The following is a 22,656-nucleotide window of genomic DNA, read 5'->3' as shown; positions in this document are numbered from 1 at the left end:
TGAGCCAGCTCAAGGCGCGGCCAGCGGCGAGGACGGCGTCTTGGAGACCGCGCCTTGCTGCAGCCGTGCGGTGAGCACGTCGTTCTTGAAGAAAGTGTAGGACAGCGTGATGGTGTGCACGTCGGCCGGCAGGTTCGGGTCGACGATGAAACGCACCGGCATTTCGCGCACTTCGCCGGCCTGCAAGGTCTGGGCGGTGAAGCAGAAGCATTCGGTCTTGTTGAAATAGCCCGACGCGCGCGCCGGCGCCACCGAGGGCGAGGCGCTGCCGACGATGGCGCGGTCGGTGGCGTTGCGGGCGTGGTAGGTGGTCTCGTACTGCTCGCCCGGACGCACCTTCATGCTGAACTGGTTGGGCTTGAAGTCCCACGGCAGCTTGGAATTGACGCTGCCGTCGAACTGCACCGTCACCAGCCGGTCGGCCACCGGCTTCATGCCCTGACCGGCGTCGGCGACCGCGCCGCGGTCCAGGCGGATGCCGAACACCTTTTCGCAGGCGATCCGGTACATCGGCACCAAGGCGAAGGTGAAGGCGAACGCGCCCAGGGCGACGAACACCATCAGCCGGGTCATCTTCGGGCTGGCTTGCACGCGCGCTTGGTCCAGCCGCGCCTGCTCGGCCTGGACCTGTTCGAGGTCCTTCGAGGAATCGCGCGGAGCACCGGCGTCGCTCACAAAGCCCCCGTCGCGCCGAGCACGCCGCTGAGGATGAACAACGCATACACCGCCACCGCGGCCAGCCCGAACCACAGCGCGGTGCGGCGGGCGGCCGAACGGCGTTGGGCGAGATCGTGCTGATCGTTGGGCTGGGTCATGACTCTCCGTCTCGGATGGCCGGGGCCGCCGCGGTCGTTACCGACCCGGCGCGCCGCCGCTCACCCATTCTGGATCAATGGGTGATGTCGCCGTGGGCCAGATCGCCGTCGCGGATGACCGGCGGCGTGCCGAAGGTGTGGTGCGGCGCCGGGCTCGGCACGGTCCACTCCAGGCCCTTGGCCGCTTCCCACGAACGCGCGTCGGCCTTGGCGCCGGCGACCTTCGAATGCCACAGGATGCCGAGCATCATGAACGGGGTCAGGAACATGCCGAACGCGCCGATCGAGCTGATCAGGTTCCAGTCGGCGAACACCACGTTGTAGTCCGGGATGCGGCGCGGCATGCCGGCCAGGCCCAGGAAGTGCTGCGGGAAGAACAGCAGGTTGACGAAGACCATCGTCCACCAGAAATGGAACTTGGCCAGCGGCTCGCTGTACATGCGGCCGGTCCACTTCGGCCACCAGTAGTAGACCGCGGCGATGATCGAGAACAGCGCGCCGGTCACCAGCACGTAGTGGAAGTGCGCGACCACGAAGTAGGTGTCGTGGTACTGGAAGTCGGCCGGCACGATGGCGAGCATCAGGCCGGAGAAACCGCCGATGGTGAACAGGATCACGAACGCGATCGCCCACAGCATCGGCGCCTCGAACGAGATCGAGCCGCGCCACATGGTGGTGACCCAGTTGAACACCTTCACGCCGGTCGGCACCGCGATCAGCATGGTCGCGAACATGAAGTAGATCTCGCCACCGAGCGGCATGCCGACGGTGAACATGTGGTGCGCCCACACGATGAACGAGAGGAAGGCGATCGAGGCGGTGGCGTAGACCATCGCCTGATAACCGAACAGCGGCTTGCGGCTGAAGGTCGGGATGATCTCCGACACCACGCCGAACGCCGGCAGAATCATGATGTAGACCTCGGGGTGACCGAAGAACCAGAAGATGTGCTGGAACATCACCGGGTCGCCGCCGCCGGCCGCGTTGAAGAACGAGGTGGCGAAGAACTTGTCGGTCAGCAGCATCGTCACCGCGCCCGCCAGCACCGGCATCACCGCGATCAGCAGGAACGCAGTGATCAGCCAGGTCCAGCAGAAGATCGGCATCTTCAACAGGTCCACGCCCGGGGCGCGCATGTTGAGGATGGTGGCGATGACGTTGATCGCGCCCATGATCGAGCTGATGCCCATCATGTGGATGGCGAAGATCGCGAAGGCCACGTTGGAGCCGCCCTGCAGCGACAGCGGCGGATACAGGGTCCAGCCGCCGGCCGGCGCGCCGCCCGGCAGGAACAGGGTCATCAGCAGCAGGGTGAAGGCGAACGGCAGGATCCAGAACGACCAGTTGTTCATGCGCGGCAGCGCCATGTCCGGCGCGCCGATCTGCAGCGGAATCATCCAGTTGGCCAGGCCGACGAAGGCCGGCATCACGCCGCCGAAGATCATCACCAGCGCGTGCATGGTGGTCATCTGGTTGAAGAACTCGGGCTTGACCAGCTGCAGGCCCGGTTCGGCCAGTTCGGCGCGGATCACCACCGACATGGCCGCGCCGATGATGAACATCACGAAGCTGAAAATCAGATACAGCGTGCCGATGTCTTTGTGGTTGGTCGAGAAGAACCAACGCTCGACGAAACCCTGCTTGTGGGTATGGTCATCGTGATGATCGTGGTGATCGGCGACGGGGTGCGTGGCTGCCATGGCCTACCTCTGATTAATGCTTGACGATCAACCCGCGACCGCGGCGCCCTTGGGGGCGGCGGTCGGGGCGTCGGAGTTCGGGGTGGTCGCCGCGGCCGCAGCCGGAGCGGCTTGGGTCGGGGCGGCGGCAGGCGCAGCAGCCGGAGCGGCGGCGGGCGCGGGCGCAGCGGCGGGCGCGTTCTTCGCCTTCTGCTCGGCCAGCCACTGCTGGTATTCGGCCTTGGGCACCGCGCGCACCACGATCGGCATGAAGCCGTGGTCCTTGCCGCACAGCTCGGCGCACTGGCCGCGGTAGATGCCCGGTTCCTTGATGTCGGTCCAGGCCTCGTTGACGATGCCCGGGATCGCGTCCTGCTTCCAGCCCAGCGCCGGCACCCACCAGGCGTGGATCACGTCGTCGGCGGTGATCACGAAGCGGATCTTGGTGTCGGTCGGCAGCACCAGGACGTTGTCGACGTCGAGCAGGTAGTGCTCGTGGTCGGCCTTGGTGACCAGCTTGCCGCTCTGGCGCAGCTGGTCGCTCTTGCGGTCCAGGCGGCTGGTGAGGGTCACGCCCTCGTTGAGGTACTCGTACTTCCACATCCACTGCACGCCGGTGACCTTGACGGTCATCACCGACTCGCGGGTGTCGTACATGTTGATCAGCTTGCTGGTGGCCGGGAAGGCCATCAGCACCAGCAGCGCCACCGGCACGACCGTCCAGACGATCTCCAGCTTGGTGCTGTGGGTGAAGTCCTTGTCGGGCACGGCGCCCTTGGACTTGCGGAACTTGAACATGGCCACGGCCATCGCGCCGAAGACCAGGATGCCGATCACCACGCAGATCCACAGCGCGAGCATGTGGGCCGAGTAGGCGTTCATCGACTGGGCGGTGACGCCTTTGCCCATATTCAGCTGCCACGGCTTAGGGTCCGCAGCCTGAGCAAACGCGAGGACCGGCAGCGCCATCATGGCGATGCCCGCTGCCCACTGCTTGAAACGACCGGCTTTCATCAGTTCGAGCCCCGAAAAATCAGTGTGGTGATCTAACGCGCTCCGCGGGCTGCCTCCGCTCCCTGGGCCGGCCGCGCCTGAAAGGGCGAACGGGCCGTGCGGGGGCTAAAGGTGGCTGGCGAGCCCTGGCCGGGCCCATCACGCCGGCATCGGCGCTACGGATAACCGAGAAATGGTAGCGGCCGACCCGCCCTGCGGCAACCCGCCACTTGTGCCGAGCCTGCTGGGCGAAAACCGCGCGAAGCCCGCAGCGACGCGGTTTCGGCCCAGGTTCGGCCGACTGTTCGGCTTCGCGAAACGGGCCGCGCAAACGTGACGGATGCAAGTTCCGGTGGCGATCCGGCGCGGCCGGCCCGCGCCAGCCCCGCCGCAACGACCCCACGCACCCAACCCGGCGAGGCCGGCGACAGTACTCCCACGCACGGGCGACCGGCCCGGCAACCGGCCGAAAAAGTGCAGATGGCGCCCGAGAGAAAGCTCTAAAATGGCGGACTTCCCACCCCAGTCCCGGGCCCGATGTCCATCAACGCCTCCTCCACCGTCGCCAGCGACGGCTCGCCGCCGCGTCCCGGCGCCCAGCCGCTGTCGAACGCAATGATCAGTCCCGAATTGCCGCCGCCCACCCACGGCCCGCGCGCCGCGCTGACCGCCGGCTGGGTCCGCGACGAAGCCGAGCACGTGCGCCACCTGCTCGAACTCGCCCGCCTGCCCGACGCCGACCGCGCCGCCGCCCAGGCGACCGCGGCCGATCTGGTCAAGCGGGTGCGCGCCCGCGCCCAGGACCAGGGCGCGATCGAAGCCTTCATGCGCCAGTACGACCTGGGCAGCGATGAGGGCGTGCTGCTGATGTGCGTGGCCGAAGCGCTGCTGCGCATTCCGGACCAGGAGACCGCGGACAAACTCATCCGCGACAAGCTCGGCGACGCCGACTGGAAGCGCCACCTGGGCCAATCGGACTCGGTGCTGGTCAACGCCTCGACCTGGGGCCTGATGCTGACCGGCAAGCTGGTCGATCTGGCCGACGACACCAAGCGCGACGTGCACAACGCCTTCAAGCGTCTGGTCGGCCGGGTCGGCGAACCGGTGATCCGTCTGGCCGTGCGCCAGGCGATGCGGATCATGGGCCACCAGTTCGTCATGGGTCGCACCATCGGCGAGGCGCTGTCGCGTTCGAAGAAGGGCGACAACGCCAACTACCGCTACTCCTTCGACATGCTCGGCGAAGGCGCGCTGACCACCAAGGACGCGCTGCGTTACCAGCAGGCCTATCGCGACGCGATCCACGCCATCGGCAAGAGCGGCAATTATCTGCAGGCCGACGTGTTCGCCACGCCGTCGATCTCGGTCAAGCTGTCGGCGCTGCACCCGCGCTACGAACACGCCAAGCGCGAACGCGTCTTCGCCGAACTGACCCCGCGCGTGCTGGAACTGGCGCAGTTGGCCAAGAGCTACGGCATCGGCTTCACCATCGACGCCGAAGAAGCCGACCGCCTGGAAATGTCGCTGGATCTGATCGCCGCGGCCTACAGCGACAAGTCGCTCGACGGCTGGGAAGGCTACGGCCTGGCGATCCAGGCGTACCAAAAGCGCGCGCCGGAAGCGATCGACTTCATCGCCGATCTGGCCCGCAAGACCGGCCGCCGCATCCCGGTGCGCCTGGTCAAGGGCGCGTACTGGGACAGCGAGGTCAAGCGCGCCCAGGTCGACGGCCAAACCGGCTACCCGGTGTTCACCCGCAAGCCCAACACCGACGTGTCGTATCTGGCCAACGCGCGGCGCATGCTGGAAGCCTCGGATGCGATCTATCCGATGTTCGCCACCCACAACGCCCAGACCATCGCCACCATCCACCAGCGCGCCAAGGCGATGGGCCGCGAGAAGCACTTCGAGTTCCAGAAGCTGCACGGCATGGGCGACGACCTGTACGCCGAAGTGATCCCGGCCGACCGCTTGAACGCGCCGTGCCGCGTGTACGCGCCGGTCGGCTCGCACGAAGACCTGCTGCCGTACCTGGTCCGCCGCCTGCTCGAAAACGGCGCCAACTCCAGCTTCGTCAACCGCATCACCGACGAAGCCATCGCCATCGACGAGCTGATCCAGGACCCGGTCGAAACCGTCTCCGGCTTCGACAGCATCCCGCATCCGCGCATTCCTCTTCCCGCAGATTTGTATCGCAGCTTCGGCTTCGACAGGACCAATTCCATGGGCGTCAATCTCGCCAACGATCAGCAATTGCAGACCCTCGCCGCCGACGTCAACGCCGCCGCTTCCGCCGACTGGCGCGCCGCGCCGCTGGTGCCGGGCGCGAATCCGGCCGGCCCGGACATCGCCGTGACCAATCCGGCCGACCGCCGCGAAATCGTCGGCCAGTGGAAAGCCGCCGACAGCGCCACGGTCGAGCTGGCGCTGAAGAACGCGGTCGCCGCGCAGGAAAGCTGGGACGCGACCCCGGCCGCCAGCCGCGCCGCGATCCTGGAACACGCCGCCACCCTGCTCGAACAGCGCATGCCGCAGTACATCGCGCTGTGCACCAAGGAAGCCGGCAAGACCATTCCCGACGGCGTCGCCGAAGTGCGCGAAGCGGTCGACTTCCTGCGCTACTACGCCGCCCAGGCGCGCAAGCTGTTCGCGCCGGAAGCCCTGCCCGGCCCGACCGGCGAATCCAACACCCTGCACCTGTCCGGCCGCGGCGTGTTCGTCTGCATCAGCCCGTGGAACTTCCCGCTGGCGATCTTCGCCGGCCAGATTTCCGCCGCGCTCGCCGCCGGCAACAGCGTCATCGCCAAGCCGGCCGAGCAGACCAATCTGATCGGCTACTACGCGGTCAAGCTGCTGCACGAAGCCGGCGTGCCCGAAGCGGTGCTGCAGTTCCTGCCCGGCGACGGCGCCACCGTCGGCGCGGCGCTGACCCGCGATCCGCGCGTGGCCGGCGTGGCCTTCACCGGTTCCACCGACACCGCGCGCGCGATCAACCGCGCGCTGGCCGCGCGCGATGCCGCGATCGGCGTGCTGATCGCCGAAACCGGCGGCCAGAACGCGCTGATCGCCGACTCGTCCTCGCTGCCGGAACAACTGGTCAAGGACGCGATCGGCTCGGCCTTCACCTCCGCCGGCCAGCGCTGCTCGGCCGCGCGCGTGCTGTTCGTGCAGGACGACATCGCCGACAAGGTCACCCACATGCTCGCCGGCGCGATGGCCGAGCTGAAGGTCGGCAACCCCGGCCTGCTGTCGACCGACGTCGGCCCGGTGATCGACGAAGACGCGCTGAAGATGCTGGTCGACCATGCCGCGCGCATGGACAAAGAAGCCAGCAAGATCGGCGAAGTGCCGGTCGACGCCGACAGCGCCCACGGCAGCTTCTTCGCGCCGCGCGCGTACGCGCTGAAGTCGCTGGACCAGTTGCACAAGGAAGTGTTCGGCCCGGTGCTGCACGTGATCCGCTGGAAGGCCGATCAGCTCGACGCGGTGATCGACGCGATCAACGCCACCGGTTACGGCCTCACCCTCGGCATCCACTCGCGCATCGACGAAACCATCGACCGGATCAGCGCGCGGGTGAAGGTCGGCAACTGCTACGTCAACCGCAACCAGATCGGCGCGGTGGTCGGCGTGCAGCCCTTCGGCGGCCAGAACCTGTCCGGCACCGGCCCCAAGGCCGGCGGCCCGCACTACCTGCCGCGCTTCACCACCGAGAAGACCATCACCGTCAACACCACCGCGGCCGGCGGCAACGCTTCGTTGCTGACGCTGGGCGATTGATCGGCAGACGCTTCTGCGCCGCATGAAACCGTGAAACGGCGCGATCTTCGGATCGCGCCGTTTTTCATTCCGCGTTGCCGCAACAGCTCCCTGTAGGAGCGGCGCGAGCCGCGACCGCGACATCGCGCATACGACGCAAGCGAGGTTTCGCAGTCGCGGCTCGTGACCGAAGGAAATCCCTGTGGGACGCCGCTCCTACAGGGAGCTAACGCCCCCCGCGACCTTGCGATGCCCGGGATCACCCTAGCTAGGGTCCGTCCCAACTTCCGCAACCGCGCCCGAGCCACAACACTGTCCCGCAAACGCAGTCAGGGGGCTGCTCTCCGAATCCGGCTTCAACGAATCCGACGGGAGAGTCTCCATGATCCACAACATTATCCGCGGCGACACGCTGTCCGAAATCGCCCTGCGTTACGGCACCAGCATCGAGCGCTTGATGTCGCTCAACGCGCAGATCAAAGACCCGGACCTGATCTACGCCGGCCGCACCCTCAACATCGAAGGCCGCGGCGGCCCGGGCGGCAGCGGCGGCCCCGGCGGTCCCAGCGGTGTGGAAGGCCCGGAAAAAACCGGACGCCCCAGCGGCACCGGCAACGGCAACGCCGCCGCGATCGCCAAGCAATACATCGGCCGCGACGCCAGCGACCTCAAGCGCAGCGGCGAATTGCCGATGAACCCGAACGTGCCCAGCAACGTGTGCTGCGCCAACTTCGTCACCGCCTGCCTGCAAAAAGCCGGCGCGATCGACTGGCATACCGACTCGGTGCGGGTGCTGCGCGACAAGCTGCAAGCCGAGGGCTGGCAACGCGTGGACGTCAGCCAGGCCAAGCCCGGCGATGTGGTGATCATGCAGAACTCGCGGCAGTCGCATACGGTGTTGTTCGCCGGTCTGGACGGCAACGGCCGCCCGCAATTCATCGGCTCCAACAACCGCAACGCCGACGGCACCCAGGAAATCAGCTGGGGCGGCGCCTCGGGCGATTGGTACATCCTGTCGCGGCCACGTTGAGCGTCGCTGCTCGCATGCGCGCGGCCGCACCCAAGTACAGCCGCGCCGCTGCGCAAACGCGCGGCGCGGTGCGCGGACCGCTGAGGCCGTCCGCGGTTATGCTCGGCGGCGTGCTCGTCGCAATTTTCGCCTGCGGAGGCGCCATGAATTCGTTCGCACAACCTCGCCTGCAAGCCCTGAACGCCGCCGACGCGGACTACCGCGCGGTGCTGGAACTGGCGGTTCCGCAAGCGCGCAAGGCCACCGGCCTGGCGCTGAACCTGCGCGTGGACGAACTCGACCGCCTCGGCGATTGGGCGTTCCTGCGCGCGCAGATGCGCGGCGCCGACGGCCAACGCCCGAACTGGAGCGCCAGCGCCTACGTCGAACAAGCCGCGGCCGGCTCGATGTCGGACACCTACGCGGCCTTGTTCAAGCGCGCAGGCGACGGCTGGACGCTGATCGACGAAGCGGTCGCGCCGGGCGATGTGGCCTGGGAATCCTGGCCGCAGGACCATGGCGCGCCGGCGGAGCTGTTCGGTTATTGAACGGCCTGCGACCGCCATCGCAGATCGACAGCGTCATGCCCGATGCGTCCCCGCGCTTGCTGCCAAGATAGGCGCAATCCCCGGGAGATGCGGACCATGTCCTGCAAGCCGTTGCTGCTGACGACGCTGTTGTGCGCCCTCACCGCCTGCGCCTCGCTCGCGCCGCTGCCGGTCAAGCCCGGCGATCCGAGCGCCTGCAACCAACGCCGGCAGGATCGGGTGCTGTTCGGCATGAACAGTCCGGACGGCCCGGTCAGCGAAGCGCAATGGCAGGCGTTCCTGGCCGAGGTGGTGACGCCGCGTTTTCCCGCCGGGCTGACGGTGTATCAAGCCCGCGGCCAATGGCGCGGCGACAGCGGCCAAGTCGAACAGGAAGATTCGCGCGCGATCGATCTGATCCACCCCGACACCGCCGAAGAACGCCAGCGCGTGGTCGAAATCGCCGACGAATACAAACGGCGCTTCAAGCAGGAAGCGGTGCTGATCGTCAGCACGCCGGCGCGGGCGTGTTTCGCCGGCGGCGCCGTGCCGGTTCAGCCTGCGGGTTGATCGCGCTCAGCGCTTGAAATCGGTGCGCTGCTCCAACTGCAGGATCGCATCGCCCAGATCGTCCAGCTTGGCCGACAGCACCGCCTGCGCGTCGTACAAGCCGCGGTTGTAGTAGTAGCCGCCGATTTCCTCGGAAATGAAATCGAGCAGGAACTCCGCGTCGAAGCGGCCGATCTGCTGGCTCAGCTCCTCGCTGAAGTAACGCTGCAGCTTGGCGGCCAGCAGCGCTTTTTCTTCGTTGGAGAATTTGATCGCGCTCATGCGGGGGTTCCGTTGATTGCGTAGTGGCCGCGCCGGTTCAGTCCGCCGCCGGCCCATCGATGCGCGGCCGCCAATCCTCGACCGCGCCGCGCGCCAGCCGCGCCTGCACCAGCTTGCGCCACGACGGCACCAGCGGCAGCGCCAAGGCGGCGCGCAACTCATCCAGATCCAGCGTGCGCGTGTACAACATCGTGGCGATGCGCTGCAGCGTCCACTGCGGCCACGGCCGCTCGACCAGCGCCAGAGTTTCGCCGGCGGCGATCTCACCGGTTTGGACCACCCGGTAATACCAACCGGTGCGGCCGCTGGCTTGCACCCGCCGCGCCATGTCGGCGACGCCGAAACGGTCGTTGAGCTTCCAGCACGGTTGCCGGCCCTGGCTCACTTCCAGCACCACCGCGCCGATGCGGTAGCGATCGCCCAGACACACCAGGGTCTCATCCAGCCCGTGGCTGCTGAAGTTCTCGCCGAACGCGCCGGGCTCGCGCAACAGCGGATGCTCGCCGATCTGTTCGCGCCACCACGGGTAGTGATCGCGCGGGTAGTGATGCACCGCTTTGTCCTCGCCGCCGTGATAGCGAAGATCGCCTTGCTCATCGCCCTGCAAGCCCAGGGTGTCGACCCGCACCGGCCCTTCGAACGGCATCTTGGCGATCGCGCTGACGCTGCCCGGACGCGTATACGGCCGGGCGCGGCCGCGCAGCAACGAATCGACGACGACGGAACACTGAATCAAGACGGCGCTGCTCTCTTTCTAAGTGATCGATGCGCAATGATCGCCAGGCATCCGGGCAGACGATCGACGCGATGGCGGCCGCCGATCTTCATCGGCCTTCCCACGCGGGGAAGGTCGAGACAATAGTATCGAAACGGGATTGAAGTCACGTCGACGACGATGCATTCGTTGCGGTTTGACCCCGAATCGAGACCAAGCGAAGGCTTGACTCTGGACTATAGTCCAGGCCGGACACTGCCCCAATACCGCCACTGTGGACATGGAGGTGCGCAATGAAGATTGGCGAGCTCGCGCAACGCGCCGGGGTCGGGATCGACACCGTGCGTTACTACGAACGACGCGGATTGTTGCCGCTGCCGATGCGGCAACTGTCGGGCTATCGGCGCTTCGAGGCCAAGGACATCGCCCGCCTGCAGTTCGTGCGTCGCGCTAAAACGCTTGGATTCACCTTGGAAGAAATCCGCGAACTGCTGGCCTTGTCCAGCCGCCGCGGCGGCGACATGGCCGGGGTCAAGGCCACCACGACCCAGAAGCTGGCCGACCTGGAATCCAAGATCGTCGAACTCACCCGCATACGCAACGGGCTACGGATGCTGCTCAATTCGTGTCCCGGCCACGGAGCGGTCGAATGCTGTCCGATTCTCAACGCCCTGGGAGGGGATGAAAACATGAGCGGTTCGCAATCCTCGGACAAGCCGTCCGACACCAGCGGCAACGCCGCGCGCGAGTGTTGCTCCGCCGCGCGGACGTGCCAGGACACGGCGCCGGCTCCCGCGCTCAGCGGCCTGGACCCGATCTGCGGCATGCAGGTGGATCCGCAAACCACGCCGTACCGCACCGCGCAGGCAGGCGTCGACCACTTCTTCTGCTCGGCGGGTTGCCTGCAAACCTTCGTCGCTACCGCCGCACGCTGAGTTCCATCGGGCCAGGGGCAAAGCCCGAACCGCGCGGACTGCAGGGGACCGCGCAACACGCAGCAACGGCCGCGCGCCGATAGAGCGCCGATTCCGCGGATAACGCGGAGACTGGGCGCGGCCTTTCGCATCATCGATTGCACACCCATCAGGTCGCGACCGGATCGCGGCGCGGCCGCTTGCGCGCCGCCGATTCGCAGCCAGCGACCCTTCGCCAGCAAACGGGGACACTCATGAACGAAATCAGCACGTTTCGCGATGCGCAACACCCTCGCACGTTCTCCCATCCGGCCGGGGCGAACACCGGCGAGGCTTCGGCCTTGTTGGACCAAGCGCTGCAGCCGGGCGCCACGCACGCCCGCGTCGCCGTCGCCGCCGATGCGCTGACCGCGCTCGCCGAGCGCGGGCTGTCCGGAGACGCCGAGGCTTACGCGCACTACCAATCCATTCTTCTGCAGCTGCATATTCCCGGCGATCCGGCCACCGAACCGACCCGGCGTTGGTTGGCGAGCCAGATCTATCGGGTCGAAGACCGCTTCGCTCCCGAGCTGACCGATTTCACCTTTCTGCCGGTGGATCAGTTCCGCGCCAGGATCGACGCGGAGATTCAAACGCGCACCCGGGTCAAGCACCCGATGTCGCTGCACTTGTTCCAGGGCACGCCGCCGCACCGCGACGTGCGCTTGTTCCTGCAGCACCACTGGACCCGCTCGTACAACTTCTACAGCTTGCTGGCCGAACTCGCGTTCCGCTTCGAGGCCATCCACGACGCCTCGGTGTTCTACCGCAATCTCTACGGCGAAGCCGGCGCGGAAACGCCCGACCGCTCGCATCCGGCGCTGCTCGCGCAGCTGATGGAGCACTTCGAAATCCCGCTGCGGATCGACTTCGCCTCGCTCGATCCGCTGGAAATGGCCTACCTCAACAACCGCATCCGCTGCGTCCGCCACACCGACGTCGCCTGGGGGCTGTCGCTGCTGTACGCGGTCGAGTCGGTGAGTTGCGTCAACCATCTGCGGATCTACCAGCTGTTGCAGCGGATGGGCGTGCCGGAGGGTCCGTGCGAGTTCCATCGCCTGCACGGCACCCAGGACGAGATCGACACCGAGGAGATGTGGGACTTGATCGCCAAGTTCGCCCACGACGAATCCTTCCAGCGCACCTTCATGCAGTCGCTGACCCGCCACTTCGACATCAACCGCGCCTACTTCGACATGTTGTGGCGCCAGATGCAGCAACAGCCCGTCCACTGAACCCATTCCGCACGGCGCACGCCAAGGAGCGCGCATGACCAGCACCCGCAACCATTCGCTGCAACAACTCCAAGCGCTGCAGAGCAACCGCGCGCGCATCCTCGCCCGCGCGCTGGAGCCCAACGCCTCGTTCGCGCACGTGGAGACGGCGGCCAAGACCTTGTCCGAGCTCGCCGAGACCGCGCTCAAAGGCAATCGCGACAACCACGCCGAGTACCAGAAGCTGCTGTACATCCTCTCGCTCAGCGACGACACCGACACCGCCCTCGCCCGCCGCTGGCTGTCGAACTGGGCCTATCGGGTCGAGGAACGCTTCATTCCGGAAGCGGACGTGCCCCAGCCGTTGTCGGAAGCGGAGTTTCTGGCCCGGATCGAGCAGGAAGTGGCGTCGCGTTCGCGCGAAAAACATCCGATGTCGCAGTTCATCTTCGAAGGCTCGGCATCACGCGCGCAGTTGCAGGTGTTCCTGCGCCGGCAATGGTTCCGCACCTTCCGCCTGTACCGGGAAGCCGCGGACCTGCTGGTGAATCTGGCCGATGTCGACGAAGCCGCCGCGCTGGGCCGTTATCTGCACGGCGAACTCGGCGAAGAAGACGAACTGCGCTCGCATCCGCGGCTGCTGGCCAAGTTGCTCGGCGCGGTCGACCTGGAAGCGGATTTCCAGGCGATCAGCACCATGCCCGAGGAAATCGCGTACTTGAACAACCGCGTGCGCAGCTTCCGCAATCCCGACGTGGGCTGGGGGCTGGCGGTGTTCTACATCACCGAGATCGTGGTGCCCGGCAATCACGAGAAGCTCTACAACGCGCTGCTGCAAGCGGGCATCAGCGAAGACGCGGCCGAGTACTACAAGATCCACGTCAGCCTGGTGCCGCCGCGGGCCAAGCGCGAATGGCAACTGATCTCCAGGCGGATTCCCGATCACGCCTTCCAGAAGTCGTTCCTGACTTCGCTGCAACAGCACTTCCGCATCGAGAAGGCCTACTACGACGCGGTGTGGGAAGAGATGCAGAGCGTGAAGTAAGCCCCTCCACCGCCAGCCGAGCCAGCCAGCATGCCCAGCCACGTCACAGAATCGCGCATTTACGGGGGCGTTTATTCCGACCCCGAATTCGCGGCGATCTTCTCCGATTCCAATCAGGTGCAGAAGTGGCTGGACGTGGAGCGGGCGCTCGCGCTGACTCAGGCGGAGATGGCGCTGATCCCGCGGGAGGCCGCGCAGGAAATCGCGCGCAGAACCCATGTCGAATTGTTCGACCTGGAACGGCTGGGCCGGGAGAGCCGCGAAACCGGGCACATCCTGATTCCCACCATCTGGGCCCTGGCCGAACGCTGCCAGGGCGGCTGGGGCGAGTACGTGCATTACGGCGTGACCACTCAGGACATCCTCGATACCGGACTGGTCCTGCAAATCGCCGAGGCGTGGGAGTTGGTGCTGGCCCGCTTGCGTTCGATCCAGTCGCACCTGCTGGCGTTGGCGCGCAAGCACAAGCGCACGCCGACGGTCGCGCGCACCCACGGCCAGCACGCCTTGCCCACCACCTTCGGCTACAAGGTCGCGGTGTGGCTGGATGAGATCGACCGGCATCTGCGCCGTTTCGATGAGGCGCGCGCGCGGGTGATGGTGGGCAACCTGACCGGCGCCGTCGGCACCTTGGCCTCGTTCGGCACGCAAGGCTTCGAGATACAGCGGCGGACCCTGGCCAGTCTCGGCCTGGCCGCGCCCCGCACCAGCTGGCATTCGGCGCGCGATCGGATCCTGGAAGTCGGTGGGTTGTTGCTGCAGACCTCGGTGACGCTGGGGCGGATCGCCAACGAGATCTACCACCTGCAGCGCACCGAGATCGACGAAGTCCGCGAAGGCAACGCGCCGGGCAAGATCGGCAGCAGCACGATGCCGCACAAGCAGAACCCGTCGACCGCCGACCTGGTCAGCGCCTTGTCGCGGCTGATCCGGACCCAGATGATCGCGCTCACCGACGCCGCGTTCCACTTGCACGAACGCGACGGCACCGCCTGGCGGATCGAATGGGCCGCCCTGCCGGAACTGTTCGTCTACACCGGCGCGCTGCTGGCGCGGATGGACGAAATGTTGGCGGCCGGTCTGGATATCCGCGAACAGCGCATGCGCAGCAACCTGGATCTGCTCGGCGGCTTGATCTTGTCCGAGCGGGTGATGCTGGCGCTGGGCGATCGCTTCGGCAAGCAGACCGCGCACGAATTGGTCCATGAAATATCCATGCAGGCCCGGCGCGATGAGGTGCCGTTCCGCGAGGCCTTGCTCACCGACGCGCGCCTGCGCGACAGCTTCACCGCGCAATCGCTCCAAGACCTGCTCGATCCCGTCACCTACGCGGGGCTGGCAGCGGAAATGGTCGACCTGGTCGCCGCGCAGGCCGCCGACCAACTCGGCGAGCGATGTTGAACGCACCCGGACACCAACGCAGTTTCCAGTCAGCCCAGTCTTGAACGGAGGGTGTGTGATGGAACCACAAGTATTGGAAGCGATGCCGCATCCGGCCTTCGCCGCGCGCCGGAGCCATCCGGTCGGCGAGCCGATGGCGGCGGAGAGCTGCAAGCACGAACACAGCCATATCCTGGATTCGAAAGTGCACGGCGGCGGTTACGCCTGCGCGGTGACCCGGGCGATCTTCTGCAGCCGATGTCGGCTGCAACGTTGGCTGGACGTGGAAGCCGTCATGGCCATGGCCCAGGCCGAAGTCGGCATGATTCCGCTGCCGGCGGCGCTGGAGATCCAGCGCGCGGCGAAGCTGTCGACGATGAATCTGGAACACGTCGCCGCCGGCGTGGCCAAGACCGGACATTCGCTGATGCCGTTGCTGCGCGCGTTGCAGGACAATTGCAGCCCCAGCGCCCGCGAGTACGTCCACTACGGCGCCACCACCCAGGACATTCAGGACACCGCACAGTCGCTGGAGATGCGCGACGTGCTCGACACCGTCGATGTCGCGCTCGATGCCCTGATCGAAAAACTCGCGGCGCTGGCGGGCACCCACCGCAGTTCGCTGATGGTCGCCCGCACCCACTCGATCCCGGCTTTGCCCACCACGTTCGGTCTGAAAGTGGCGGGCTGGATCGACGAACTGCTGCGCCACCGCGACCGTCTCGCCCAGGCGCGCCAACGGGTGCTGGTGGTGCAGCTGTTCGGCGGCGTCGGCACCATGGCCGCGTTCGGTCCCGACGCGATGGCGCTGCTGAGCGTGTTCGCGCGCCGGTTGTGTCTGGGCGTGCCGCATGCCGGCTGGCACGTGGCCCGCGACCGCGTCGCCGAGTTCGTCAGCGCGCTGGCGATGATGACCGCGTCGCTGGCGCGGGTGGCCGATGAGATCCGCACCTTGAACCGCTGGGAGATCGCCGAGGTCGAGGTGGGCTGGTCGGATCAGCAGATCGGCAGCAGCACCATGCCGCACAAACGCAACCCGGAAGGCTGCGAGCAGGTGGTGGTGATGGCGCGGCTGGCCAAGGCGCAGGTCGCCTTGGCGCTGGACGCGATGATTCTGGAACACGAACGCGATTACCGCGGCACGCGCCTGGAATGGTGCGCGGTCGCCGACGTGTCCCATTACGCGCTGATGGCGCTGTCGCTGCTGACCGACACCGTCGGCACCCTGACCGTCAACGACAAGACCATGGAACGCACCGCCAACGATTACTGCGATTCGATCTGCATGGAAGCCTTCGTGTTCGAGATGGCCAAGAAGCTCGGCAAGAGCAGCGCCTACGAAATCATCTTCGAGCTGACCCAGGCCTGCCAGCGCGACCGGGTCTCGATCCGTTCGGCGGTCGAATCCGATCCGCGCGTGCTCGCCGCGGTCGATGAGGACCAACTGGCGCGATTGTTCGAACCCAAGGCCCACCTGGGCATGGCCGAGACCATCGTCGACAGCGTGCTGGTCGAAGCCGGCGCGCGCCGCTACTGAAACAACCCAGACACCATGCCACCGCAGCACCCATCGGGGAGATAGGAATGTCAGCGATCATGCAAGCCGATCCGGCCAAGGTTCAGCAGTTCTCGGCCCGGATCATGGAGGACTACGGCAACACCTTGCGCGGCGCCATGCTCTACATCGGCGACCAACTGGGTCTGTTCAAGACGCTCGCGCAGACCGGCGCGGTCACGCTGGAAGAGTTGACCGAGCACACCGGCCTCAACGCGCGTTACCTGCGCGAATGGCTGGGCAGCATGGCCACCGGCGACTACGTGACCTACGACGCGCACAGCAAGCGCTATCGCCTGCCGGCGGAATTCGCGCCGGTGCTGGCCGATGAGGATTCGCCCTACTTCGCCGGCGGCGTGATCCAGCTGAGCGTCCGGTTCGTGTCGATGGCGCCGCGGATCGTCGAAGCCTTCCGCCACGGCGGCGGCGCGCCGGAAGAGGATTACCCGATCGAAACCTGGCAAGGCATGGAACGCATGACCATGCCTTGGTACAAGCATTTCCTGGTCCAGCACTGGATTCCCTCGCTCGACGGGGTCCAGGAAAAACTCGAAGCCGGCGGCAGCGTGCTCGATTTCGGCTGCGGCAGCGGCCTGGCCGCGATCACCATGGCCCAGGCGTTTCCCAACGCCACCGTGCTCGGCTGCGACTTCCACCTGCCCTCGATCGAACGCGCGCGCGCCAACGCGCAGGCCGCCGGCGTCGGCGACCGCGTGCGTTTCGAAGTCGCCGGTTCCGACGCGCTGGCCGGCAAGACCTTCGACTTCGTCACCACCTTCGTGGTGATCCACGATGCCGCCGATCCGCAGCAGATGATGAAGGACCTGCGCGCGGCGACCGCCGACGACGGCACCTATCTGATGGTCGAGCTCAACCTGTCCGAAGAACTGCACGAGAACATGAATCTGTTCGGCCGGGTGATGTATCCGCAGAGCACGCTGTACTGCATGACGTGTTCGCTCTCGCACGGCGGCGCCGGGCTCGGCGCGTTCATGGGCGAAACCCGCGCGCGCGAGATGGCCGGCAAGGCCGGTTTCAGCCGCGTGCGCAAGGTGCCCTCGGACCGGCCGCCGCTGCCGGCGTTGTTCGAACTGCGGCCCTGACGGCGCGGCGCGCGGCGCAGAAAAAAAAACCCCGCCGAAGCGGGGTTTTTCTTTACCCAGCGATGGCGCAGATCAGAACTTGTACTGAGCCGCGATGCCGAACAGATCGGCGTGGCCGGAGAAACGGCCCTTCAGCGCGATGCCCGTGCGCGGGCTGTACAGATCGATGTTCGGGCTGTCGATCTCGATGCGGGTGTACGCCGCGTCCACGCTCAGGTGCTCGTTGGCGTTCCAGGTCAGGCCCAGCGAGTACAAGGTGCGGTCGTTGTCGGGCAGACGCGGAGTGCGCGCGTGGTCGTTGGTGGGCGATTCGTCGAGCGCGACGCCGCCGCGCAGGGTGAAGGAATCGTTGAAGTCGTACTCGGCGCCCAGCGCGTACATCATCGTGTCTTCCCAGTTGAAGGCTTCCTGGGCGACGCCGATGCCGTTGGAGCGCACGATGTCGACCGACTTGAGCGAATGCCAATCGGTCTTCTGCGCGTCGAACATCATCCGGAACTGGTCGGTGAACTTGTACGACACGCTCAGCGTATCGGTGCTCGGCGTGGTCAGCGCCGCGCCGCCGGGGCCGTTGTCGTAGTCGGTGACGCCGCCGGCGGCGAAGATCGCGGCGATGTTGCCCGGCTTGGTGAAGGTGATGTTGCCCTTCAGATCGTGGTCGATTTCCGAGCGGTGCGAGTAACCGATCGACAGCGCGTCGGTCGGCTTCCACTGGAAGCCCAGGATCCAGCCGATGCCGGTGTCGTCGCCCTTGACCTTGGCCAGGCCGTCGTTCTTCTGCGGACCGTAAGCGGCCGTGGCCGGCGTCGGGGTCAGGCACAGCGGGCGGGTTCTGACGTTGGCGCAAACGCCGCTGCCGAAATCCACCGCGTTGGTCAGCGTCGCCTCGGCGCGCTCGTAGATGAAGCCGGCGCCGATCGAGAAGCGGTCGGTGAGCTTGACCGCGGCCGACAGGGTCAGGTCGATGGTCTTCACTTCCGACTCGATCGCGTTGTAGCGGCCGACCCAGTTGGCGTCGTATTCGGTCTTCAGGCCGAACGGCGCGCTCAGCTGAGCGCCCAGGGTCAGCTTCTCGAACGCGCCATGCAGCGGCACCACGATCGACATCGCCGGCACCGGGGTGATGTCGCCCGGGTCGCCGCCGTTGCCGCCGGTCAGCGGGCTCTGGAACGGCGAACCGGTCGCGGCGGTGCCGCCGCCGCGGAACTTGGCGGTCAGATCGATCGCGGTCACATCGCCACGAACGGTCACCGTATCCAGGTTCACCATCGCGGCAGGATTGTTGGCGACCACCGAGGCGTCGCCTTCGGCGACCGCGCTGCCGGCGAAGGAACGGCCCTGGTTCTTGACGCTGTTTTCGCGAATCTGGAAGCCCGAAGCGCCGGCCGAACCGACGCTGATGACGCCAGCGATGCCGAGCGCGATCGCGGTCAGGCGGGTGTAGCGGTGTGAGGGTTGCATGCGTGTAGTCTCCGTTGGAGTATTTTTCGTCAGTCTCGGCCGTGTGCCCGCGGCCGCCGGAGCGAACCGCGAAGCCGCCGGAAACCCCTCCCGACGTACGACGCCGTATGCACTATAGCGCGGCCATTAACCGAACGCTAACAATACGCCCAAGACCGCAAACCCGTCTCATATCGATGTCGCAAACCCTGGCGTTACAGAGACTTATGCAGTATTTCTGCCTTAACGGGGGCACCATTCACATGCCCGTCGAGCGGAGCTGAACCGGTGTTCGTCGCTATACCCTCGCGAGAGCGCACCCGCCTGCGTTGGGCCACGCCGCTGCTGTTCGCCTTGCTGTGGCTGTGCTTCATCGTCTCGGCGGTGGTGTTGCCCGACCCGGACCAACGCCGGCTGATGCTGGAATGGGGCGCGTTGTCGGGCGGTTTGGCCAGCCCGTCGGCGTGGTGGGATGCGATCCGCGACGGCAGCGCGCTGCGCCTGTTCAGCGCGCTGTTCCTGCATGCGGACTGGGCGCATCTGCTGGGCAATCTGGTGTTCCTGCTGATCTTCGGGCTGCCGGCCGAGCGCGCGATGGGGCCGTGGCGGCTGTTGGCGTTGTTTCTGCTGGGCGGCGCGGTGGCGAATCTGGCCGCGGTGATCGCCATCGCCACGCCGGACCGTTTGATCATCGGCGCCAGCGGCGCGGTGTCGGCGTTGATCGGCGCTTACCTGGCGCTGTTTCCCGGGGCCAAGCTCGGCGTGGTGGTGCCGCTGGGTTTGTTCCTGCAGTTCGTGAAGGTGCCCGCGCCGTTGTTGATCGGCGTGTGGGCGTTGCTGCAGGTGTTGTTCACCTTCATCGGCCCGGCGTTCGGCGCGGTGGCGTGGTCGGCGCATCTGGCCGGGTTCGCGTTCGGCGGCGCGTTCGCGTTGATCGCGCGCGCGGGTATCGCGCGGCGGTTGCGGCGCAAGCGCGGGTTTTGAGGACGCGGATCGAAGCTGCGCAGGCTGGATCGCTCTTGAGTTGCTTGCGCATGGCCCCACGCTAACCACACGCAGCGGCGTCGCCGTCGCCCATCCCGAATCTCTCCTTGCGAATGCCATGGCTCTCTACAAAGTCACCTTCCTCAACGCCGGCAAGATCTACGAGCTCTACGCGCGCAAGATCGGCTCGGGCGCGCTGTGGGGCTTCACCGAGATCAGCGAGTTGGTGTTCGATCTGCACGAGGGCGTGGTGGTCGATCCCACCGAGGAACGATTGCGCGATGAGTTCGGCAGCACCCGCGTGCTGCATCTGCCGATGCAGAGCATCGTGCGGATCGAGGAAGTCGAGCGCAAAGGCCAGTCGGCGATCCGCGATGCGGCGACCGGCGAGAAGGTGGTGACGCCGTTTCCGTTTCCGCCGAAGCCGCGCTGATAGCCGCCAGACTGATAGTCACCAGTAAGACCGCGCTACTTCCCTACCGTCATTCCGGCGAAAGCCGGAATCCATTTTGACGTTGCTGTTGTCGCTGTTGAGCGTTGGAGCAACGGCAAGATCAAAATGGATTCCGGCTTTCGCCGGAATGACGGTAGGGAAGTGTCTTCGCGGCCGATTAGACCCGCGGCCGATGAAGAAGCGATAGCCGGCGCTGCCGACTATCGCGCACGGCTCAGCGCTTAACCGCCCCAGCCGCCTTCGCCACCGGCTTCTTCAGCTCCAACAACGCCGACGCGATCGGCGCATCGCCTTCCAGCACTTCGCCGGCGTTGGCGCCCGGCGCGCCTTCGTCGTCGCCGTGCAGGTGGCCGGGCAGATTGGCTTCGGTGTAGCTCAGGCGCGCATCGTCTTGCTTCGGCTTCGGCGCGCGCAGCACCACGTCGGGGACGATGCCCAAGGCCTGGATCGATTTGCCGCTGGGCGTGTAGTAACGCGCGGTGGTGAGCTTGACCGAATCGCCGTTGTCCAGCGGCAACACCGTCTGCACCGAGCCCTTGCCGAAGGTGCGGCTGCCGACCACGCGCGCGCGGCCGTTGTCGCGCAAGGCGCCGGCCAGCACTTCCGAGGCGCTGGCCGAACCGGCGTCGACCAACACCACCAGCGGCGCGCCGTCCAGGCGATCGCCCGGGGTGGCGCCGAATTCGGCGTCGCTGATGGCGATGCGCCCGCGGGTGCTGACGATCTTGCCGCTCTCGAGCAAATCGTCGGCGATCTGCACCGCCGAGGTCAGCAGGCCGCCGGGATTGCTGCGCAGGTCGATCACCAGGCCGCGCAGCTTGCCGCCGGCCTGGGTCTTCAACTTCTCCAGTTGGCTCTCGAAATCGGCGGCGGTGTCGGCCTGGAAGGCGCTGACCCGGACATAGCCGTAACCCGGTTCGAGCATGCGGCTTTTGACGCTGGCCACGCGGATGGTCTCGCGCGCGACGGTCACGTCGAAGGCTTTGTCGCGGCCCTCGCGAACGATGGTCAGCACCACCTTGCTGCCGGCCGGACCGCGCAACGGGCCGGAACTGTCGCCGTCGTCGACCTTGAACGGCTTGCCGTCGATCGCGGTGATCAGATCGCCGGCCTTGATCCCGGCGCGCGCGGCGGGAGTGTCGTCGATCGGCGAGATCACCCGCAGCATGCCGTCGGGCTGGCGCTGCAGTTCCACGCCGATGCCGTCGTAGTTGCCGCGCGATTGCTCGTCGAAATCCTCTGCGGCGACCTTGTCGAAATACACGCTGTGCGGGTCGAGATCGAACAACAGACCGCGAATCGCCGAATGCATCAGCTTGGCGTCGTCGACCGGTTCCACATAGGCCTGCTTGACCGCGTTGTAGACAGCGACGTAGCGGCGGATTTCGTCGATCGGCACCTTGGAATCGGAACCGTCGTCCTTGGCCGTTTTGCCGGCGGCCTTGGCCGGCGCCTGCGCGGGCGCGACCGGCGCGGCGTCTTCGCCGTCGTCGTCTTGCGCGGCGGGCTGGGTCGGCGCCGGCGCGTCTTTCGCCGGCGCCGGCTTGGGCGCGGCGGGAGACGGTTGTTCGGTCGGCGGCGCGGCCGGTTGGGGCGCGGGCGTCTGCTGGGCCAGGACCGGAGCGGCGCTCAGCGCCAGGATCAGCGGAAACCAGCTACGCGAGGGGTGACGCAGGGACATGCACGGCGCTCCGAAACAGGTAGCGGTTGGACCGCATGAAGCGGCCCGGGTTCGATGGTTTATCTGCGCACGTTAAGCGGGCCGGTTGCAAGCTTTTGTTAAACCCGTCGCGACGCGCGCGCGCGATTCACCCGCCAGTGCGGGTGGCCGGCGCTGCACGCCCGGCTCAGCGCCGCAACCAGGTATTGGGATTGACCGGCTGGCCGCCGCGCCGCAGTTCGAAGTACAGCGCCGGCCGGCCATGGCCGCCGGAGCTGCCGACCGTGGCCACCGCCTCGCCCTTCTTGACCGTCGCGCCGGCATCCTTGAGCAGGGCGTCGTTGTTGGCGTACAGGCTCATGTAGCCGTTGCCGTGATCGACGATCAACAGCAGGCCGTAACCGGTCATCCATTCCGAATACACCACCGTGCCGTCGGCGACCGCCTTGACCGTGGCGCCGGCCGGCGCGCCGATCAGCAGGCCTTCGCTGCTGCGCCCGTCGGGCATGGTGCCGCCGAAACCGGCCAGCAACGCGCCCG

20 protein-coding genes and 1 pseudogene are annotated in these 22,656 nt (G+C 66.7%); 12 read left to right on the top strand and 9 right to left on the bottom strand.

The window, feature by feature from the left end; all coding sequences use genetic code 11:
• Nucleotides 1-9 precede the first annotated feature (9 nt).
• The 4 genes from V7787_RS28920 to coxB all read right to left on the bottom strand — a co-directional run bounded on the left by V7787_RS28920 (nt 10) and on the right by coxB (nt 3,508).
• Nucleotides 10-675 carry a cytochrome c oxidase assembly protein gene (locus tag V7787_RS28920; RefSeq protein WP_336090801.1) on the bottom strand — a complete coding sequence of 222 codons (666 nt, stop codon included), beginning with the start codon at nt 673-675 and terminating at the stop codon, nt 10-12.
• A complete protein-coding gene (locus tag V7787_RS28915; RefSeq protein WP_336090799.1) occupies nt 672-815 on the bottom strand; it encodes a hypothetical protein in 144 nt (47 codons plus the stop codon). The genes V7787_RS28920 and V7787_RS28915 overlap by 4 nt, the downstream gene beginning before the upstream one ends.
• A 74-nt stretch (nt 816-889) precedes the next feature.
• Nucleotides 890-2,515, bottom strand: a complete 1,626-nt coding sequence (gene ctaD / locus V7787_RS28910; protein WP_336090798.1) for a cytochrome c oxidase subunit I — start codon at nt 2,513-2,515, stop codon at nt 890-892.
• A gap of 27 nt (nt 2,516-2,542) precedes the next feature.
• Nucleotides 2,543-3,508, bottom strand: coding sequence for a cytochrome c oxidase subunit II (coxB, locus tag V7787_RS28905; protein WP_336090797.1), 966 nt, complete (start codon nt 3,506-3,508; stop codon nt 2,543-2,545).
• Between the two features lie 516 nt (nt 3,509-4,024).
• On the opposite strand from coxB, the gene putA reads away from it, so the two are divergent.
• From putA to V7787_RS28885, 4 genes are all read left to right on the top strand, one after another.
• Nucleotides 4,025-7,267, top strand: a complete 3,243-nt coding sequence (putA, locus tag V7787_RS28900) for a bifunctional proline dehydrogenase/L-glutamate gamma-semialdehyde dehydrogenase PutA (RefSeq protein WP_336090796.1) — start codon at nt 4,025-4,027, stop codon at nt 7,265-7,267.
• A 361-nt stretch (nt 7,268-7,628) separates the two neighbouring features.
• A complete protein-coding gene (locus V7787_RS28895; protein ID WP_336090794.1) occupies nt 7,629-8,276 on the top strand; it encodes a LysM peptidoglycan-binding domain-containing protein in 648 nt (215 codons plus the stop codon).
• Nucleotides 8,277-8,419: 143 nt separating this feature from the next.
• Entirely contained in the window at nt 8,420-8,803 is a 384-nt protein-coding gene (locus V7787_RS28890) for a hypothetical protein (RefSeq protein ID WP_336090792.1), read from the top strand.
• A 96-nt stretch (nt 8,804-8,899) separates the two neighbouring features.
• Entirely contained in the window at nt 8,900-9,352 is a 453-nt protein-coding gene (locus V7787_RS28885; protein ID WP_336090791.1) for a DUF3574 domain-containing protein, read from the top strand.
• 6 nt (nt 9,353-9,358) lie between these two features.
• Here V7787_RS28885 and V7787_RS28880 read toward each other — a convergent pair whose 3' ends face one another.
• Together V7787_RS28880 and V7787_RS28875 are read right to left on the bottom strand one after the other, a co-directional pair.
• A complete protein-coding gene (locus V7787_RS28880) occupies nt 9,359-9,613 on the bottom strand; it encodes a DUF2164 domain-containing protein (protein WP_336090790.1) in 255 nt (84 codons plus the stop codon).
• A 37-nt stretch (nt 9,614-9,650) separates the two neighbouring features.
• Nucleotides 9,651-10,349 carry an MOSC domain-containing protein gene (locus tag V7787_RS28875; protein WP_336090789.1) on the bottom strand — a complete coding sequence of 233 codons (699 nt, stop codon included), beginning with the start codon at nt 10,347-10,349 and terminating at the stop codon, nt 9,651-9,653.
• Between the two features lie 272 nt (nt 10,350-10,621).
• Here V7787_RS28875 and V7787_RS28870 point away from each other — a divergent pair, with 272 nt between their 5' ends.
• The 6 genes and pseudogenes from V7787_RS28870 to V7787_RS28845 all read left to right on the top strand — a co-directional run bounded on the left by V7787_RS28870 (nt 10,622) and on the right by V7787_RS28845 (nt 17,578).
• Nucleotides 10,622-11,263 carry a MerR family DNA-binding protein gene (locus tag V7787_RS28870; RefSeq protein ID WP_336090788.1) on the top strand — a complete coding sequence of 214 codons (642 nt, stop codon included), beginning with the start codon at nt 10,622-10,624 and terminating at the stop codon, nt 11,261-11,263.
• 233 nt (nt 11,264-11,496) lie between these two features.
• A complete protein-coding gene (locus V7787_RS28865) occupies nt 11,497-12,516 on the top strand; it encodes an HOASN domain-containing protein (protein ID WP_336090786.1) in 1,020 nt (339 codons plus the stop codon).
• A gap of 34 nt (nt 12,517-12,550) precedes the next feature.
• On the top strand, nt 12,551-13,540 hold the full coding sequence (locus V7787_RS28860) for an HOASN domain-containing protein (protein ID WP_336090785.1): 990 nt from the start codon (nt 12,551-12,553) through the stop codon (nt 13,538-13,540).
• A gap of 30 nt (nt 13,541-13,570) precedes the next feature.
• Nucleotides 13,571-14,905, top strand: a pseudogene (purB, locus tag V7787_RS28855) (adenylosuccinate lyase); the annotation flags it as partial.
• A 118-nt stretch (nt 14,906-15,023) separates the two neighbouring features.
• Entirely contained in the window at nt 15,024-16,457 is a 1,434-nt protein-coding gene (locus V7787_RS28850; protein WP_336090851.1) for a class-II fumarase/aspartase family protein, read from the top strand.
• 47 nt (nt 16,458-16,504) lie between these two features.
• Nucleotides 16,505-17,578 (top strand): class I SAM-dependent methyltransferase, encoded by a 1,074-nt coding sequence (locus V7787_RS28845; protein WP_336090783.1) that lies wholly within the window; start codon nt 16,505-16,507, stop codon nt 17,576-17,578.
• 72 nt (nt 17,579-17,650) lie between these two features.
• Here V7787_RS28845 and V7787_RS28840 read toward each other — a convergent pair whose 3' ends face one another.
• The gene (locus V7787_RS28840; RefSeq protein WP_336090782.1) at nt 17,651-19,039 is read right to left on the bottom strand and encodes an OmpP1/FadL family transporter; all 1,389 of its coding nucleotides are present in this window, start codon (nt 19,037-19,039) and stop codon (nt 17,651-17,653) included.
• A 267-nt stretch (nt 19,040-19,306) separates the two neighbouring features.
• On the opposite strand from V7787_RS28840, the gene V7787_RS28835 reads away from it, so the two are divergent.
• Nucleotides 19,307-20,002 carry a rhomboid family intramembrane serine protease gene (locus tag V7787_RS28835; RefSeq protein WP_336090781.1) on the top strand — a complete coding sequence of 232 codons (696 nt, stop codon included), beginning with the start codon at nt 19,307-19,309 and terminating at the stop codon, nt 20,000-20,002.
• A 118-nt stretch (nt 20,003-20,120) separates the two neighbouring features.
• Nucleotides 20,121-20,435, top strand: a complete 315-nt coding sequence (locus V7787_RS28830; RefSeq protein WP_336090779.1) for a DUF1820 family protein — start codon at nt 20,121-20,123, stop codon at nt 20,433-20,435.
• 235 nt (nt 20,436-20,670) lie between these two features.
• Here V7787_RS28830 and V7787_RS28825 read toward each other — a convergent pair whose 3' ends face one another.
• Together V7787_RS28825 and V7787_RS28820 are read right to left on the bottom strand one after the other, a co-directional pair.
• A complete protein-coding gene (locus V7787_RS28825; protein WP_336090778.1) occupies nt 20,671-22,137 on the bottom strand; it encodes a S41 family peptidase in 1,467 nt (488 codons plus the stop codon).
• A 166-nt stretch (nt 22,138-22,303) separates the two neighbouring features.
• A partial coding sequence (locus V7787_RS28820) for a murein hydrolase activator EnvC family protein (protein ID WP_336090777.1) occupies nt 22,304-22,656 on the bottom strand: 353 nt, incomplete at its 5' end.

It is taken from the genome of Pseudomonas sp. CGJS7, assembly GCF_036961695.1.
This window is presented reverse-complemented; position numbering and strand designations above follow the sequence as displayed.

Bases quoted from the DNA above. Each gene is read 5' to 3' on its own strand.
- V7787_RS28915 (WP_336090799.1), bottom strand. From the start codon at position 815: ATGACCCAGCCCAACGATCAGCACGATCTCGCCCAACGCCGTTCGGCC.
- ctaD (WP_336090798.1), bottom strand. From the start codon at position 2,515: ATGGCAGCCACGCACCCCGTCGCCGATCACCACGATCATCACGATGAC.
- coxB (WP_336090797.1), bottom strand. From the start codon at position 3,508: ATGAAAGCCGGTCGTTTCAAGCAGTGGGCAGCGGGCATCGCCATGATG.
- putA (WP_336090796.1), top strand. From the start codon at position 4,025: ATGTCCATCAACGCCTCCTCCACCGTCGCCAGCGACGGCTCGCCGCCG.
- V7787_RS28895 (WP_336090794.1), top strand. From the start codon at position 7,629: ATGATCCACAACATTATCCGCGGCGACACGCTGTCCGAAATCGCCCTG.
- V7787_RS28890 (WP_336090792.1), top strand. From the start codon at position 8,420: ATGAATTCGTTCGCACAACCTCGCCTGCAAGCCCTGAACGCCGCCGAC.
- V7787_RS28885 (WP_336090791.1), top strand. From the start codon at position 8,900: ATGTCCTGCAAGCCGTTGCTGCTGACGACGCTGTTGTGCGCCCTCACC.
- V7787_RS28880 (WP_336090790.1), bottom strand. From the start codon at position 9,613: ATGAGCGCGATCAAATTCTCCAACGAAGAAAAAGCGCTGCTGGCCGCC.
- V7787_RS28870 (WP_336090788.1), top strand. From the start codon at position 10,622: ATGAAGATTGGCGAGCTCGCGCAACGCGCCGGGGTCGGGATCGACACC.
- V7787_RS28865 (WP_336090786.1), top strand. From the start codon at position 11,497: ATGAACGAAATCAGCACGTTTCGCGATGCGCAACACCCTCGCACGTTC.
- V7787_RS28860 (WP_336090785.1), top strand. From the start codon at position 12,551: ATGACCAGCACCCGCAACCATTCGCTGCAACAACTCCAAGCGCTGCAG.
- V7787_RS28850 (WP_336090851.1), top strand. From the start codon at position 15,024: ATGCCGCATCCGGCCTTCGCCGCGCGCCGGAGCCATCCGGTCGGCGAG.
- V7787_RS28845 (WP_336090783.1), top strand. From the start codon at position 16,505: ATGTCAGCGATCATGCAAGCCGATCCGGCCAAGGTTCAGCAGTTCTCG.
- V7787_RS28840 (WP_336090782.1), bottom strand. From the start codon at position 19,039: ATGCAACCCTCACACCGCTACACCCGCCTGACCGCGATCGCGCTCGGC.
- V7787_RS28830 (WP_336090779.1), top strand. From the start codon at position 20,121: ATGGCTCTCTACAAAGTCACCTTCCTCAACGCCGGCAAGATCTACGAG.
- V7787_RS28825 (WP_336090778.1), bottom strand. From the start codon at position 22,137: ATGTCCCTGCGTCACCCCTCGCGTAGCTGGTTTCCGCTGATCCTGGCG.